The following is a 14,821-nucleotide window of genomic DNA, read 5'->3' on the forward strand; positions in this document are numbered from 1 at the left end:
CCCCCGCCGGTGAGGACGCCGCCGCACCGCCCGTCGCGCCGTCCGTCGCACGGTCCGCCGCGCCGTCCGCCGGCTCCGGCTCGGCCCCGGCTTCCCCGGCGCCGGCCGTGTCGAGCAGTTCCGTCACTGTGAGGTCCACCTCCGGCACCACCAGGCCGAGCCGCTCCCGCGCCGCCCCGGCCAGCGCCGCCCTCAGCCGGTCCACCGCCACGGGCAACGGCTCGTCCGCCGTCGCCGCGCAGTCCGCGGTGAGCCGCAACGGGCCCGGCGGCAGCGCGCTCGGCGGGGCAGGCACCCCGGACTCGTGACCCTCCTCGGGATCCGCGAGCGTGAGGCGCAGCCCGCCGAGCCGCACGCCGCGCACCCCGGACACCGCGCGCCGCAACGCGGCCCGCGCCGCCGGTTCCGTGATCCACGCGCCGTCCGCGGGGCCGCCCAGCGGCAGCAGCCTGCCGAGCGCCACCTGGTCCCGTACGGCCTTCGCCCATCGGTCAACCGTCATGGCACCAGGCTGCCTCATCCCGGGCGCGCGATGGCGCAAGGGCGCCTACTGTGGGCGAAGAAGCACTGCGAAAACAGCAGTGCAAGAGAAGCACAGTGACCCTGACGACCTCATCCCAGCCACAGCGCACCACTTGAAGGGAACGGTCCCGATGAGTGACACCGAGCAGCCGTCGGCCCAGACGACCACGCCCACGCCGCCCGCGGGCAAGACCCGTGTGACCAAGCGCGGCGGCGGCGATCCAGGCAGCAGGGGGCGCACCACCATCGCCGACGGCGTGGTCGAGAAGATCGCCGGAATGGCGGCCCGCGACGTGGTCGGCGTGCACGCCATGGGCAGCGGCCTGTCCCGCACGTTCGGCGCCGTGCGCGACCGCGTGCCCGGCGGCTCCGGCGCCAAGTCCGTCACGCGCGGCGTGAAGGCCGAGGTCGGCGAGGTACAGACGGCGCTCGACCTGGAGATCGTCGTCGACTACGGCGTCTCCATCGCCGACACCACCCGTGACGTACGCGAGAACGTCATCACGGCCGTGGAGCGCATGACCGGGCTCGAGGTCGTCGAGGTGAACATCGCCGTCACCGACGTGAAGCTCCCGGACGACGAGGACGAGGAACCGGAGTCACGGCTCCAGTGACCACGGCCGTCGCGCAGCACAGGCAACGCAGGAGGAGCGCACGATGAATCTGGCCGTGATCGGCTTGTTCGCCGGGATGGCCCTCGGATTCGCCGGATACTTCGGCGGCTTCGGGGCCTTCCTGCTGGTGGCGGCGCTGGGCGCCGTCGGCTTCGTCGTCGGCCGGTTCCTGGAGGGGGACCTGGAAGCCGGCGAGTTCTTCCGTGTGCGCGGCGACCGGCGGCGGTGACCGATGGCGTCACAGGTCGCGCCCGCCGACCGCGGCGCGACCCGGATCGCCGACCGGGTCGTCGCGAAGATCGCCGCGTACGCCGCGCGTGAGGCGCTGGACGCCGTCCCCGAGGGGGGTGCGCCGCCGCACGCCACGGTGACCGTGCAGCCGCCCCACGCGGCCGGCACCTCGTACGACGGCGCCGGTGCCCCGTTCGGTGTCGCGCGCGTACGCATCAGCCTGGAGCTCGACTACCCCGTCGACATCGGCGCGCAGTGCCGCACCGTGCGTCGCCAGGTGACCGAACGGGTAAGGGCGTGGGCAGGGATGGAGGTTCCGGAGGTGGCCGTCCAGGTGGAGCGGCTGCACTCGGCGCACACGCGCGGGAGCGACCGGGAGAGGATTCGATGAGCGAGCCCACGAAAGCCGTGCCCGTCGTCGAGCACACGCCGGGCGACGGGCCCGAAACGCCCGACCAGTCCGCTTCCTCGGCCTCGTACGAACCTCCGCCCACTCTGGACGGCGAGCGGCCGCCGCCCGCCCGATTCTGGTCGGTGCGCCGCGTCCCGGCGTTCATCGCCGCGCTGGTGCTGGCCGGCGGCGTCGGCATCCTCCTCTACGACATCGCGGCCGTACGTGCCGGACGGCCCGCCATGCAGTGGCGCCGCACGCTCGCCGACGAGCTGGCGAAACGGCCGCTCGACGACACCGCCGTCCTCGTGGGCGCGGGCGTCGCCGTCGCGCTCGGCGCGTGGCTGCTCGTGCTCGCGATCACGCCGGGGCTGCGCGCGGTCCTGCCGATGCGGCGCGGCGGGGACGCGGACGTGCGGGCGGGCCTGTACCGCGGCGCCGCGGCGATGGTGCTGCGCGACCGGGCGATGGAGGTGGCGGGTGTGCAGTCCGTACGGGTCCGTGTGAAGCGCTCCAAGGTAGAGGTGCGGGCCCTGTCGCACTTCCGGGCGCTCGACGACGTACGGACGGACCTCGACGGCACGCTCGGCGAAGGGATCAGGCAGCTGGGGCTCGGGCACCCGCCCCGGCTCTCGGTGCGTGTGGCGCGGCCCGGACGGAAGGGGTGAGCGGCGTGCTCAGGACGGTCAACCGGATCGTGCTCGGCCTCCTCGGCCTGGTCCTGGTGCTGGGTGGCGGCTCGGTGCTCGCGGTGGGGCTCGGTGTGAAGCCGCCGTCCTGGTGGGTCTACGACGGCCGGCACCACGTGCTGTTGAGCACCGCGGCACGGCAGCGCTGGCGCGACGCCGGATGGTGGTGGCCGACGGTCATCGCCGTGCTCGGCGTCGTCGTGTTGCTCGCGCTGTGGTGGCTGGTGGCGCAGGTGCGCAGGCGTCGGCTGACCGAGGTGCTCGTCGACACCGGTGACGGCGAGGGGGCGCTGCTGCGCGGCAGGGCGCTCGAGAACGTGCTGTCCGCGGCCGCGGAGGCGCTGGACGGAGTCGACCGTGCGGGCGTCGTCCTGACCGGGCGCCGCTCGACGCCGCGGGCCCGGATCGGCCTCACGCTGCAACCGCACGCCCAGCCGGGCGAGGCCCTGCGGCAGCTTTCCGACGTGGCGCTGACCCAGGCGCGCGGCTCGGCCGGCCTGGCGGCCCTCCCCGCGGAAGTCCGCCTCCGCGCGGTCAAGCACCGCGCGGAGCGAGTGAGTTAGGCGCCGCCGGGCGCGTCCCGGTCAGAACCCGTGACGGAACCCGCCGTCCACCGGGAGCATGACCCCGGTCAGGTACGAGGCCGCGGGCGAGAGCATGAACGCCGCGGTGCGGCCGAACTCCTCCGGCGTACCGTAGCGGCGCAGCGGAATCCGGGCCTCGTGTCCCGCACGCGTGGCCTCCGGGTCCGCGGAGAGCCCGTCGAGCTCGCGCACGCGATCGGTGTCGATACGGCTCGGCAGCAGTCCGACGACGCGGATGCCGCGCGGCCCCAGCTCGTTTGCGAGGGACTTGGCGAAACCGGCGAGTCCTGGCCGCAGCCCGTTCGAGATGGTCAGCCCCGGGATCGGCTCGTGCACGGACCCGGAGAGCACGAACCCGATGACGCCGCCGTCCTCCAGCTCGGCGGCGGCGGTCCTGGCGAGCCGCACCGCCCCGAGGAACACCGACTCGAACGCGGCCTCCCACTGCTCGTCGGTGTTGTCCGCGACGAAGCCGGGCGCGGGCCCGCCGACGCTGATGAGCATCCCGTCGAAGCCGCCGAACCGCTCGCGCGCGGCGGCGACGAGACGGCTCGCGGTGTCCGGGTCGGAGTTGTCCGCCGCGACGCCGTACGCGGAGTCCGCGCCGATCCCGGCCGCGGCGGCCTCGGCCTTGCGCGCGTCACGCCCGGTGACGACGACCTTCGCCCCGTCGGCGGCCAGTGCGCGCGCCGCGGCGTTGCCGAGGCCGCGGGTGGCGCCGGTGACTACGTAGACACGGTCCTTCAGTCCAAGATCCATGGCGTCCATCCTGCCCCGTCCGCGTCCGCCGCGGTCACACCCCTGCCGCGGTCACACGCCCGCCGCGGTCGTCTCCTCGGCCGCCTCGCCCTCGCGTCCCGCCTTCTCGCGGCGGTCGCGGGCCTCGCGGCGCAGCATGATCACCCAGCCGACCGGCACGGCGGCGGAGAACAGCCACCACTGGTAGGCGTAGGCGAAGTTCAGCGGCGCGTTCTCCTTGCCGGGCCTGCCGATCAGCTCCGGGGTGTCGCCCTTCGGCTCGGGTGCGGTCTGCGCGACGTAGCCGCCGAGCACGCGCGCGTGCAGACGCGCGGCCTCGCGCGCGCTGTTGATCAGCATGATCTGGCGGTCGGGCAGGTCCTTGATGTCCTTGATGCCACTGGCCGCGGTCGTCTCGTCGGGCATGAGCCGCCCGGTGACGGTGGTCCGGCCGGGGGCCGGGGCCGGGATCTTCGGGAAGGCGGTCTGGCTCGGGCCGTTCGCCGGGATCCAGCCGCGGTTGACCAGGACCACCTTGCCGTCCGTGAGGACGAACGGGGTCAGTACGTGGTAGCCGACCTCGCCGTCGGCGTTGGTGCGGCGGCGCACGACGACCTCGTGGCCGGTGTCGAAGCGGCCCGTCGCGGTCACGCTGCGGTACCGCTCGCTGCTGGTCACATGGTGTCCGGGCGAGGTCAGCCGCTCGACCGGCACGGATTTCTTCGACAGGGCGTCGGTGACCAGCTGGTTCCTGGCCGAGCGCTCCTCGTAGCGGTGCATCTGCCAGATGCCCAGGCGGATCATCGTGGGGATGAGGAGGAGGGCGATCAGGGTGACGATCACCCACTGCCGGGTCAACAGGATGCTGCGGTACACGACGACGACGGTACTCGGCGCGACTCGGCCCCCGACGAGTGGGTCCCGTCAGGGGCCGGAAGGGGCGGAAGGGGCGGAAAAGGCGCGGTGACGCGGCTCGGGTTCGTTCAGACGTTGTCGACGATGCCCACCTTCCCCTCCGCGCGGGAGCAGTGCGCCCCGCAGTACCAGTGGCCGTCGACGTCGACGCCCTGGCCGATGATGCGGCACCGGCAGTGCTCGCAGATGGGCGCCATGCGGTGGATGGCGCAGGAGAAGCAGTCGAAGACGTGCACCGCGCCCTGCGCGTGCACCTCGAAGGACATGCCGTAATCGTTTCCGCAGACCTCACAACGTGCCATGCGCCACAGGGTGGGCGTCCGGGCCCCCGCCGGGCGAGCGGGCGCGGGACGAATCGCCGGGCAATCACCCGTCTGCCGTCCCGTCCCCGCCTTTGGTCCTGTCCCTGTTCCCGCGCCCGTGCCTCAGCCGGCGTCGGCGGGCGCCACGTGCTGCAACAGCTGGCCGAAGGCCGCCTCGTCCACGACCGGCGTGCCGAACTGTCTGGCCTTCACGGCCTTCGACGTGTACGAGTCCGGGTCGTTGGTCACCAGCAGACTGGTCAGCCGGGACAGGCTCGTCGCCACGTGCAGGCCCGCCTCGACCGCCCGGTCCTCGAGCAGCTCCCGCTCGACCGACGTGTCCCCGGAGAACGCCACCCGCATGCCCTGCTTGAGCGGTGCCCCCGGCTCGTACCGCCCCGGGTTCGGGTAGGGGCACGGCGGGCGCTTGCGCGAGGGCCGCCAGGTGCCGCCCCCGCCCCGGTACGACGACTGCGGCTGATGCGGCACCGCGCCGCGGCCCGGCCCCTCGGCCCACTCCGTCAGCGGCCTGCACTCCAGGAGCGGCAGCCGTACGTTACGCGCCGCCGCCTGGCGCAGGCTCGGCCGGAACGCCTCGGCGAGCACGCGCGCGTCGTCGAGCGCGTGGTGCGCGTGCTCCTGCACGACACCGAAGTGCGCCGCGAGCGACTCCAGCTTGTGGTTGCGCAGCGGCAGCCCCAGCTCCTTGGAGAGGGCGATCGTGCACAGCCGCTGCCGCACCGGCGCCGTGCGCTTCGCGCGCGCGTACTCGCGGGCGATCATCGACCAGTCGAAGACGGCGTTGTGCGCGACCAGGACGCGGCCGTCGAGGCGCGCCGCGAACTCCTCGGCGACCTCGGGGAACAGCGGTGCCCTGGCGAGCACCTCTGCGGTCAGGCCGTGGATCCACACCGGACCCGGGTCCCGCTGCGGGTTGACGAGCGTGTACCAGTGGTCCTCGACCTCGCCGCGCGTGTCGAGACGGTAGACGGCAGCGGAGATGATCCGGTCGTCCCTGGACAGACCTGTGGTCTCCACGTCGACGACCGCGTACCCCTTCGGGTACGCGGCCGGCCAGGAGGCTGCGGACGCTGCGGTCGGACGGTCTTCGAGCATGGTCATTGAGGATACGGGCCGCCACCGACACTCCGGCCCCCGCCCGCCCCGTCGGCGGACCCGAGGCCCGGCCGCCGTGCTGCCGCCACCTGGCCCGCACCGTCAACTCCCCGTCTCCAGGAGTGACTTCACCAGGGCCCGCACGGAGGTGACGAACAGCCGTTCCGTATCCACCGGCGCGGCGAGCGCGCGGGCCAGCGCCCGGTCGTCCTCGGCCGTCGGCGTGTCCCAGAGTTCCTCCTCGGCGGGGCTCTGCGCCGGGGCCCGCTCCCGGTTGCGTTCCACCAGGACGTGACCGACGACCTGGAACTGCACCGCGCGTACCACTTCGGCGGCGCGCGCCCCGCGCACCCCCGCCGCGTGCACCTCGTGCACCAGGGCCCGCTGGGCGGGCAGGAACATGCGCTCGGTCAGGCCGCGCTCGTGGACCATGGCGACCAGGTGCGGATGGGAACGCAACTGGCGGCGCAGGGCGCGGGCCACCGACACGACGCGCTCGGCGGGCGTCGCGCCGCGCGGCCGGATCTCGCCGAGTTCGGCGACCGTGCGCTCGACCAGGGCGTCGAGCAGCGACTCGCGGTTGCCGACGTGCCAGTAGATCGACGTGACGGCGGTGCCGAGGTCGGCCGCCAGCTTCCGCATGGTCAGCCGCTGCGGTCCGTCCTGCCTGACCAGGGCCGCGGCGGCGGTGAGCACCTCCTCGCGGGTGAGCGGCGCGCGCGCTGCCATCTCCCGCCCCCTCTCACGCTGTCCGGTCACATGTCTTTACCCTTCATCGGCACCGGTGTAACTGTGTTACAGGCTCCGACTGAGGATTCCGGACGAGGACTCCGGCTGAGGAGGTACGGCATGGCACGCGTACGGTACGGAGCGCGCACCGAGGCGGAGATCACCGCGGCGCGCACCGCGAGCAGCAGACTCCCCGACATCTGGTCCACCGGTGTGGTCGCCGTGTGGGAGTCCGACCCCGACGCGGTCGCGGCGGTCCTGCCGCCCCCGCTCAAACCCACCGCGCGGCCCCTGGTGCGGGCCACCATCAGCACGGTCGACCTGCCGGGCTTCCCGCTCGGCGCCGGGTCGGTGGCCGTCGCCGCCGAGCACGACGGCGTCGAGGGCTGGTATCCGCTGGTCATGCCGATGACGCACGAGCGGGCGCTGATCGGCGGCCGCGAGGTGTTCGGCGAGCCGAAGAAGCTCGGCGAGGTCACGGTGGAGCGCGACGGCCTGCTGGTGCGGGCCGCGCTGGCCCGGCACGGCATCGCGTTCGTGGAGGTGCGCGGCGCGGTCGCCGGCGCCCTGCCCGTCCCCGAGCCGGCGCGCAAGACGGACTTCTACTTCAAGTTCCTTCCCGCCGTCGACGGTTCGGGCTTCGACGCCGACCCGGTCCTCGTGCACTGCGTGCGCAACGAGAAGGTGAGGAAACTGGAGCGGGTGACCGCAGACGTGGTCCTGCGCGAGTCGATGTACGACCCGGTCGCGGACCTGCCCGTACGGGCCCTGGTGGAGATCACCGTCGGCGAGAAGACCAGCGACCAGACCGGCAGGGTCGTCGAGCGGGTCAGCGCGCGGGCCCTGCTGCCCTACATCCACCAGCGCTACGACGACCCGCAGCAGATCCTCGACGGTCCGCCCCGGGGGAGTGCCTGACATGGAGCTGAGGCAGGGACAGGTCGCCGTCGTCACGGGCGCGGCGAGCGGCATCGGGCTCGCCATGGCGCGCCGCTTCGCGGCCGACGGCCTCAAGGTGGTCCTCGCGGACGTCGAGAAGGGCGCTCTGGACGAGGTCGCCGCCGCGCTGCGCGACGAGGGCGCGACCGTGCACGCGCGCGTGGTCGACGTCGGCGAGCGCGACCAGGTCATGGCGCTCGCCGACGACACGTACGCGACGTTCGGCGGCTGCCATGTGCTGTGCAACAACGCGGGCGTCGGCTCGGGCGCAGAGGGCCGTATGTGGCAGCACGAACCCAACGACTGGAAGTGGGCGTTCGCCGTCAACGTGTGGGGCGTATTCCACGGCGTCCAGGCGTTCGTGCCGCGCATGATCGCGGGCGGCGAGCCGGGGCACGTCGTCAACACCTCCTCCAACGACGGAGGCATCGCGCCCCTTCCGACGGCGTCGGTGTACGCCGTCACCAAGGCGGCTGTGGTGACGCTGACCGAGTCGCTGTACGCGCATCTCAAGGCGGAGCACGCGCGGGTGGGAGCCTCGGTGCTCTTCCCCGGGCCCCACATGCTGCGCACCGGCCTGTGGGAGTCGCACCGCAACCGGCCCGAGAAGTACGCCAAGCAGCGCCCGCGCAAGACGCCCTACCGCAGCCTCGACCAGTGGGAGACGGCCATGAAGGAGGCCGGTCACGAGGTGGAGTTCACGCCCGTGGAGGCGGTGGCGGACCTCGTCGCCGAGGGCATCGCGGCCGACCGCTTCTGGCTGCTTCCGCCGAGCGAGCACAGCGACCGGCAGATCCGGGCCCGCTCGCGGTCGATGCTGGACCGGGCGAACCCGGCGTACCTGGAGAGCTTCATTCTCGACTGACTCCACCGGGGAGGGACGCACGATGAGCAAGCAGCACCCGAACCACCAGGATCGCAACCACCAGGACCCCTACCTGATCATCTCCTCCGACTGCCACGCCGGACTGCCCACCGAGGAGTACCGGCCCTACCTGGACAGCCGTTTCCACCGGGCCTTCGACGACTTCCTCGGTGAGCGGGACGCCCGCCGCGAGGAGGCGACCCGGCTCGGTATCCGCAACGACGCGTTCGCCGCCAAGTGGTTCGAGGACCACGAGGAGGGCCTGCGCGGCGGCTGGGACTTGGCCCAGCGCCTCAAGGAACTCGACGGCGACGGTGTGGCGGCCGAGGTCGTCTTCCCCGACGCGGACGCCGTGGACAGCCGCACCGCCGCGCCGTTCGGGGTCGGGCTCGGCCTCTCCGGAGACCAGGACCCTCAGCTCGGCATGGCGGGGGCCCAGGCGCACAACCGCTGGCTCGCCGACTTCGTCTCACAGGCCCCCGAACGGCACTGCGGCGTCGCCCTGCTGCCGGTCACCGCCGACCCGCAGGACGTCGTCGCCGAGGTGCGCCGCGCCAAGGAGTCGGGGCTCGGCGCCCTGATGATCCCGGCCATGTGGGTCGACAAGGACCCCTACCACGCACGCCGTTACGACCCGGTGTGGGCGGCGGCCGCCGAGTGCGAGATGCCCGTGGTGACGCACTCGGGGGCGGCGCCGCGCCACGAGTACGGCGACCACCTGGGCATCTACGTCACCGAAGTGACCTGGTGGCCCGCCAGGCCGCTGTGGTTCCTGCTCTGGTCGGGCGCCTTCGAACGGCACCCCGGACTCAGGTTCGGCGTCGCCGAGTCGGGCTGCTGGTGGCTGCCGAACCTGTTGTGGTTCATGGACCGCCTCTACCTGGGCGCGCACGGCGGCAAGAAACTCTCCCCGTTCGCCGAACTGAGGCGCGCCCCGCACGAGTACCTGGACCGGCAGCTGTTCGTCTGCGCCACCAACACCAAGCGCCGCGAACTCGCCCAGCGCTACGAGATCGGCGTCGACAACATCCTGTGGGGCAGCGACTTCCCGCACCCCGAGGGGACCTGGCCCGACACGCGCGCGTGGCTGCGGAAGACCTTCCACGACATCCCGGTCGCCGAGACCCGCCGCATGCTGGGCCTGTCCGCCGCCGACGTCTTCGGCTTCGACACCGCCGAGCTCGCCCCGCTCGCGCGGCGCATCGGGCCGACCCCGCACGACCTCGGCCAGGACGCCGACCAGAGCGCCGTCGAGGCGTCCTGGGCGCGCTCGCGCGAGGTGGGCCGGCACTGGCTGACCGACCACGACTTCCCGACGCTGGGGGTGACGCCGTGACGGACACCGACCGCTACACCGTGATCTCGGCGGACTGCCACGCGGGCGCCGACCTCCTCGACTACAAACCGTACTTGGAGCGCGCGCACCACGACGCCTTCGACGCCTGGGCCGCCACCTACGTGAACCCGTACGAGGACCTGCTCGCCGACACCGCCGACCGGAACTGGAACTCCGAGCGCCGCGTCCGGGAGCTGGAACAGGACGGCATCGTCGCCGAGGTCGTCTTCCCCAACACCATCCCGCCGTTCTTCCCGTCCGCGGCCCTCATGGCACCGGCGCCCACGCGCGCGGAGTTCGAGCAGCGCTGGGCGGGGCTGCGTGCCCACAACCGGTGGCTCGCGGACTTCTGCGCCGCCGCGCCCGGCCGCAGGGCCGGGGTCTTCCAGATCCTGCTGGGCGACGTCGACGAGGCCGTCGAGGAGATCCACCGGTCGGTGGCGGCGGGCCTCACGGGCGGTCTGCTGCTGCCCGGCACCCCGCCCGGCTCCGGCCTGCCGGAGCTGTACTCGGCGACGTACGACCCGATCTGGCGCACCTGCGCCGAACTCGGCGTCCCCGTCAACCACCACGCGGGCTCCGCGTCGCCGCCGCTCGGCGACGAACCGGCCGCCCGCGCGGTGTTCATGGTCGAGACGACCTGGTTCTCTCACCGGGCGCTGTGGCACCTCGTCTTCGGCGGCGCCTTTCACAGGCACCCGGGTCTCGCACTCGTCCTCACCGAGCAGGGATCCGGCTGGATCCCGGGCGTGCTCGACATGCTGGACTACTACCACGGGCGGCTCGTCTCCGCGGCGAGCGAGGCGGCGGACACGGCCGAGGCGAAGTTCGGCGCGGGGCTCGCCGACGCGATGGGCAAGGGTCCCTCCGACGTGTGGCGCGCCCACTGCTACGTCGGCGCCAGCTTCATGCGCCCCCACGAGGTGCCGCTGCGCGACCGTATCGGCCTCGACAAGATCATGTGGGGCAGCGACTACCCGCACGACGAGGGCACCTACCCGTACACGCGCGAAGGGCTGCGCCTGGCCTACGCGGGGCTGAGCACGGCCGAGATCGCGGCCATGGTCGGCGGCAACGCCGCCCGCGTCTACGGCTTCGACCTCGACCTGCTCGCCCCGATCGCGGCCCGCGTGGGGCCCACGGTCGCCGAGGTGGACGAGCCCCTCGACGAGCCGCCCGCCGACGCCACCAGCCCGGTCTTCGCGAAGGGAGGGTCGGTACGGGTCTGGTGACCGCTCGGGTGGCATCCTCACCCCCGTGACAGAACCCGTAGGACCCCCTGATCACGACGAGGCGCACGGCGGCGCGCTCGGCTCGCGGCTCAACTGGCTGCGCGCCGCCGTCCTCGGCGCGAACGACGGCGTCGTCTCCACCGCGGGCCTCGTCGTCGGTGTCGCGGGCGCCACCGACGACCGGACCGCCCTGCTCACCGCGGGCCTGGCCGGGCTGCTCGCCGGATCGCTGTCCATGGCGGCCGGTGAATACGTCTCCGTGTCCACGCAGCGGGACTCCGAGAAAGCGGCCATCTCCCTGGAGAAGCGCGAACTGAGGGAGCAGCCGGAGGCCGAGCTCGAAGAGCTGACCGGGCTCCTGGAGCAGCGCGGCCTCAGCCGCGAGGTCGCCCGGGAGGCCGCCGAGCAGCTCACCGCGCGGGACGCGCTGCGCGCCCACGCGCGCGTGGAGCTCGGCATCGACCCCGACGACCTCACCAACCCGTGGCACGCCGCCTGGGCGAGCTTCCTCGCGTTCACGGCGGGCGCGCTGCTCCCGCTGCTCGCGATGGTCCTGCCGCCCGCCGCCTGGCGGGTTCCGGTCACCGTGGTGTCGGTCCTGGCCGCGCTCGCGCTCACCGGCTGGAGCAGCGCCCGGCTCGGCGACGCGGCGGTGCGCCGCGCGATCTGGCGCAACATGGGCGGGGGAGCGGTGGCCATGGCGGTCACCTACGCGGCGGGGTCGCTGCTCGGTGCGGTGGCCGGCTGACGGCGGGCTCGCCGGTAACGCAGGACACCGCCGATACCGACGGTAATACTTGTCGGTAACAACCCCTAGTCAGGCGCGCGGACGGCCCTTACGGTGCACCTATGCCGTCGCCGAACCTGCCCGATGTCGTGCTGTGGTCGATACCCGCCTTCGTCCTGCTCACCGTGGTCGAGATCGTGAGCGTACGCATCCACCCGGACCCTGAAGGGGCCGCCGCCGGGTACGACGCCAAGGACGCGGCGACCAGCGTCACCATGGGCCTCGGCAGCCTCGTCTTCGACGCCCTGTGGAAGATCCCGATCGTCGCGGTCTACACGCTGGTCTACGAACTGACGCCGCTGCGCGTGCCCGTGCACTGGTGGACGATCCTGCTGATGCTGCTCGCCCAGGACTTCTTCTACTACTGGTCGCACCGCGGCCATCACGTGATCCGCATCCTGTGGGCCTGCCACGTCGTGCACCACTCCAGCCGCAAGTTCAACCTCACCACCGCGCTGCGCCAGCCCTGGACGACCCTGACGGTCTGGCCCTTCTACCTGCCGCTCATCGCCTGCGGCGTGCACCCGGCGGCCCTCGCCTTCTGCTCGTCGGCCAACCTCGTCTACCAGTTCTGGATCCACACCGAACGCATCGACAAGATGTGGCGGCCCTACGAGTTCGTCTTCAACACCCCCTCGCACCACCGTGTCCACCACGCCTCCCAAGGCGGCTACCTGGACCGGAACTTCGGCGGCATCCTCATCGTCTGGGACCGGCTCTTCGGCTCCTGGGTGCCGGAGGTCGAGCGTCCCGTCTTCGGCCTCACCAAGAACATCGACACCTACAACCCGCTGCGTGTCGCCACCCACGAGTACGCCGCCATCGCCAAGGACCTCAAGGCCGCGTCCGGTTGGCGTGAGCGGGCCGGACGCGTCTTCCGCGGCCCCGGCTGGCAGCCGGCCCCGGCGACCGCGCCGGGGACCCCGCCGAAGGTCACCGAGGGCGCCGCGTGAGGCTCGCCCCGGCGCTGCGCACCGGCTACCTCGCCGTGTGCGCGGCCGACCTGGTCGCGCTCCTCGCCGGACAGCACCTCGCGCACACCGTCCTCAAACCGCTGCTGATGCCGGTCCTGGTCGCGTACGCCGTCGCGCGCGGCGGTCCCCGGCTGCTGTCTGCCGCGCTGCTGTGCGGGTGGGCGGGCGACGTGCTGCTGCTGTCCGGCCAGGACGCCGCCTTCCTCGCGGGGATGGGCTGCTTCGCCGCCGGGCACGTCTGCTACCTGGTGCTCTTCGCCCGGCACGGGCGCGGCACGGGCATCACACGCCACGGGGCGGCACGCGCGGGCGGCCGCCGGGACCGTCTGCTCGGCGGCGCGTACGGGCTCGCGCTCGTCTCGACCGTCGCCGCACTCTGGCCCGGTCTGCCGGGCGGCATGCGCGTCCCGGTCGCCGGCTACAGCCTGCTGCTGACCGCCATGGCGTACGGGGCCTCGCGGCTCGGCCTCGCCGCCGGGGCGGGCGGCGCGCTGTTCCTGCTCTCCGACTCGCTCATCGCCATGGGCGTCGCCGACTGGCCGGCCCCGCCCGTCCCCGACTTCTGGATCATGCTCACGTACGTCGCCGCCCAGTACCTGCTCGCCACGGGAGTCCTCGCCCGCGCGCGCGTGACCCCTGAGCTGCCCGCTACCAGCGGATCGGCACCGGCAAGGCCGTGAGCAGCGCCGACACCACGACCACCACGGCCAGCACCCAGACCTCCGCGCGCGCGGGAACGCAGGCCCGCGTCCCGTCCCCGCGGCCGCGCAGCCGCAGCCGGGCGGCCAGAGCGAGCGCCGCCACCACCGCCACGAGCAGCAGTTTCGCCAGCAGGGTGCGCCCGTAGGCGGTGTCGGTCAGCTGACCGAGCACCGTCCCCGGCGGCATCCGGCGCAGCGTGCTCACCGTGCCCGTCGCGGTGATGGCGGCGAGCAGTACGGCGGCCACGCGCGCGTACCGGCTGAGCAGCTCGGTGCCCGCCCCGGGCGCGACCGCCCGCCACACCCGCAGGGTGCGCAGCACGTACAGCAGGCCGCCCGTCCACAGCACGGCGCACGTCAGATGGACCAGTGTCAGGGCGGATCCGAACAGCTCGGTGGACTCGTACGTCGGATGGGCGCGCAGCGCCTCCGCGACGACGACGGCGGCCAGCGGCAGCAGTGCGCTGTCCGGGCGGCGCGAGCGGGCGCACAGGGCGGCCGCGAGGAACCCGTTGACCTCCACCAGGGCGAGGGCGCCCTCACGCGTCCCGTAGAGCCCGCCGACATCCAGGTCGTCCAGGCCGTGCGGAACCAGGTTCCCCGAAGCCACCACCGCCGCGAGCCCCAGAGCGGCGGCGAACCCCGCCCACGGCACGTACGGCGACCACCTGCGCGGCAGCAGCTCCAGCGGCGCGCCCGCCACACGCCGTGCGAGCAGCACCGCGAACCCCTCGCCCGCCTGCACGCACAGCGCGCCGAACAGCACCGCGCGCAGCAGCGCGATGCCCCGCACACCGGGCGCGGCCGCCTCGCCCGTGCCGTGCAGCGCGACGCCGGGACCGAGCATCGGGATCAACGCGCCCGCGGCGACGAGCGCGAGCACGGCGAGGGCACGTCCGGCGCCGGGCCCGCGGGCGGCGGCGTCGGCACCGGCGCGGGCGGGCAGTTCGGTGGTCGATGGTCTCACCACTGGATCTTCACCAGCCCTCCCGGGGACCGGCAAGTCCAGGTTCGGCCGATGGGCAGACGGCCTCGGACGGAGCCCCGGGCGCCCGCCGCCGGGCGCCCCGGCGAAAGACGCCGCGCTCGCGCGCGCGGTTCGGCCAGGGACGCGTCACTCCCGCGACGGACGCCACACGGGCTCGCCCGTGCCCCG

General features: G+C 73.4%; 19 protein-coding genes. 12 read left to right on the forward strand and 7 right to left on the reverse strand.

The features are described 5' to 3' along the window. Positions 1–502: nucleopolyhedrovirus P10 family protein (locus tag OFY01_RS08205; RefSeq protein ID WP_266597796.1), on the reverse strand; the 502-nt coding region annotated here is incomplete at its 3' end. Between the two features lie 151 nt (positions 503–653). On the opposite strand from OFY01_RS08205, the gene OFY01_RS08210 reads away from it, so the two are divergent. Genes OFY01_RS08210 through amaP form a run of 5 tightly spaced genes read left to right on the forward strand, consistent with a single transcriptional unit; the run spans position 654 to position 3,010 of the window. After that, positions 654–1,136 carry an Asp23/Gls24 family envelope stress response protein gene (locus tag OFY01_RS08210; RefSeq protein WP_266597798.1) on the forward strand — a complete coding sequence of 161 codons (483 nt, stop codon included), beginning with the start codon at positions 654–656 and terminating at the stop codon, positions 1,134–1,136. Positions 1,137–1,179: 43 nt separating this feature from the next. Beyond that, the gene (locus OFY01_RS08215; RefSeq protein ID WP_266597800.1) at positions 1,180–1,365 is read left to right on the forward strand and encodes a hypothetical protein; all 186 of its coding nucleotides are present in this window, start codon (positions 1,180–1,182) and stop codon (positions 1,363–1,365) included. 3 nt (positions 1,366–1,368) lie between these two features. Beyond that, a complete protein-coding gene (locus OFY01_RS08220; RefSeq protein ID WP_266597802.1) occupies positions 1,369–1,758 on the forward strand; it encodes an Asp23/Gls24 family envelope stress response protein in 390 nt (129 codons plus the stop codon). Next, positions 1,755–2,426 (forward strand): DUF6286 domain-containing protein, encoded by a 672-nt coding sequence (locus tag OFY01_RS08225; protein WP_266597804.1) that lies wholly within the window; start codon positions 1,755–1,757, stop codon positions 2,424–2,426. Before OFY01_RS08220 ends, OFY01_RS08225 begins: the two co-directional genes overlap by 4 nt. Beyond that, on the forward strand, positions 2,423–3,010 hold the full coding sequence (gene amaP, locus OFY01_RS08230; protein WP_266597806.1) for an alkaline shock response membrane anchor protein AmaP: 588 nt from the start codon (positions 2,423–2,425) through the stop codon (positions 3,008–3,010). Before OFY01_RS08225 ends, amaP begins: the two co-directional genes overlap by 4 nt. Positions 3,011–3,031: 21 nt before the next feature. On the opposite strand, the gene OFY01_RS08235 is transcribed toward amaP, so the two are convergent. The 5 genes from OFY01_RS08235 to OFY01_RS08255 all read right to left on the reverse strand — a co-directional run bounded on the left by OFY01_RS08235 (position 3,032) and on the right by OFY01_RS08255 (position 6,831). Further along, a complete protein-coding gene (locus OFY01_RS08235) occupies positions 3,032–3,790 on the reverse strand; it encodes an SDR family oxidoreductase (protein WP_266597808.1) in 759 nt (252 codons plus the stop codon). A 51-nt stretch (positions 3,791–3,841) separates the two neighbouring features. Then, positions 3,842–4,645 (reverse strand): SURF1 family cytochrome oxidase biogenesis protein, encoded by an 804-nt coding sequence (locus OFY01_RS08240; protein ID WP_266597810.1) that lies wholly within the window; start codon positions 4,643–4,645, stop codon positions 3,842–3,844. A 107-nt stretch (positions 4,646–4,752) separates the two neighbouring features. Beyond that, positions 4,753–4,986 (reverse strand): hypothetical protein, encoded by a 234-nt coding sequence (locus tag OFY01_RS08245; RefSeq protein WP_266597812.1) that lies wholly within the window; start codon positions 4,984–4,986, stop codon positions 4,753–4,755. A gap of 123 nt (positions 4,987–5,109) precedes the next feature. Further along, a complete protein-coding gene (locus OFY01_RS08250; RefSeq protein WP_266597814.1) occupies positions 5,110–6,102 on the reverse strand; it encodes a DEDDh family exonuclease in 993 nt (330 codons plus the stop codon). Between the two features lie 102 nt (positions 6,103–6,204). After that, positions 6,205–6,831 carry a TetR/AcrR family transcriptional regulator gene (locus OFY01_RS08255; RefSeq protein ID WP_266597816.1) on the reverse strand — a complete coding sequence of 209 codons (627 nt, stop codon included), beginning with the start codon at positions 6,829–6,831 and terminating at the stop codon, positions 6,205–6,207. Between the two features lie 120 nt (positions 6,832–6,951). Here OFY01_RS08255 and OFY01_RS08260 point away from each other — a divergent pair, with 120 nt between their 5' ends. The 7 genes from OFY01_RS08260 to OFY01_RS08290 all read left to right on the forward strand — a co-directional run bounded on the left by OFY01_RS08260 (position 6,952) and on the right by OFY01_RS08290 (position 13,644). Beyond that, positions 6,952–7,749, forward strand: coding sequence for an acetoacetate decarboxylase family protein (locus OFY01_RS08260; RefSeq protein WP_266597818.1), 798 nt, complete (start codon positions 6,952–6,954; stop codon positions 7,747–7,749). Between the two features lies 1 nt (position 7,750). Then, the gene (locus OFY01_RS08265; protein ID WP_266597820.1) at positions 7,751–8,635 is read left to right on the forward strand and encodes an SDR family NAD(P)-dependent oxidoreductase; all 885 of its coding nucleotides are present in this window, start codon (positions 7,751–7,753) and stop codon (positions 8,633–8,635) included. Between the two features lie 22 nt (positions 8,636–8,657). Beyond that, positions 8,658–9,971 carry an amidohydrolase family protein gene (locus tag OFY01_RS08270; protein ID WP_266597822.1) on the forward strand — a complete coding sequence of 438 codons (1,314 nt, stop codon included), beginning with the start codon at positions 8,658–8,660 and terminating at the stop codon, positions 9,969–9,971. After that, on the forward strand, positions 9,968–11,203 hold the full coding sequence (locus OFY01_RS08275) for an amidohydrolase family protein (RefSeq protein ID WP_266597824.1): 1,236 nt from the start codon (positions 9,968–9,970) through the stop codon (positions 11,201–11,203). Before OFY01_RS08270 ends, OFY01_RS08275 begins: the two co-directional genes overlap by 4 nt. Before the next feature lie 25 nt (positions 11,204–11,228). Further along, positions 11,229–11,951 carry a VIT1/CCC1 transporter family protein gene (locus tag OFY01_RS08280; RefSeq protein WP_266597826.1) on the forward strand — a complete coding sequence of 241 codons (723 nt, stop codon included), beginning with the start codon at positions 11,229–11,231 and terminating at the stop codon, positions 11,949–11,951. A 101-nt stretch (positions 11,952–12,052) separates the two neighbouring features. Then, the gene (locus OFY01_RS08285; RefSeq protein ID WP_266597828.1) at positions 12,053–12,943 is read left to right on the forward strand and encodes a sterol desaturase family protein; all 891 of its coding nucleotides are present in this window, start codon (positions 12,053–12,055) and stop codon (positions 12,941–12,943) included. After that, complete coding sequence (locus OFY01_RS08290; protein WP_266597830.1) at positions 12,940–13,644, forward strand: lysoplasmalogenase; 705 nt, start codon at positions 12,940–12,942, stop codon at positions 13,642–13,644. The genes OFY01_RS08285 and OFY01_RS08290 overlap by 4 nt, the downstream gene beginning before the upstream one ends. On the opposite strand, the gene OFY01_RS08295 is transcribed toward OFY01_RS08290, so the two are convergent. Beyond that, positions 13,613–14,632 carry a CopD family protein gene (locus OFY01_RS08295; RefSeq protein WP_407700299.1) on the reverse strand — a complete coding sequence of 340 codons (1,020 nt, stop codon included), beginning with the start codon at positions 14,630–14,632 and terminating at the stop codon, positions 13,613–13,615. The two genes, OFY01_RS08290 and OFY01_RS08295, sit on opposite strands and share 32 nt — an antisense overlap. Positions 14,633–14,821 lie beyond the last annotated feature (189 nt).

This window comes from Streptomyces beihaiensis, from assembly GCF_026274175.1.
Taxonomy (GTDB): Bacteria; Actinomycetota; Actinomycetes; order Streptomycetales; family Streptomycetaceae; genus Streptomyces; species Streptomyces beihaiensis.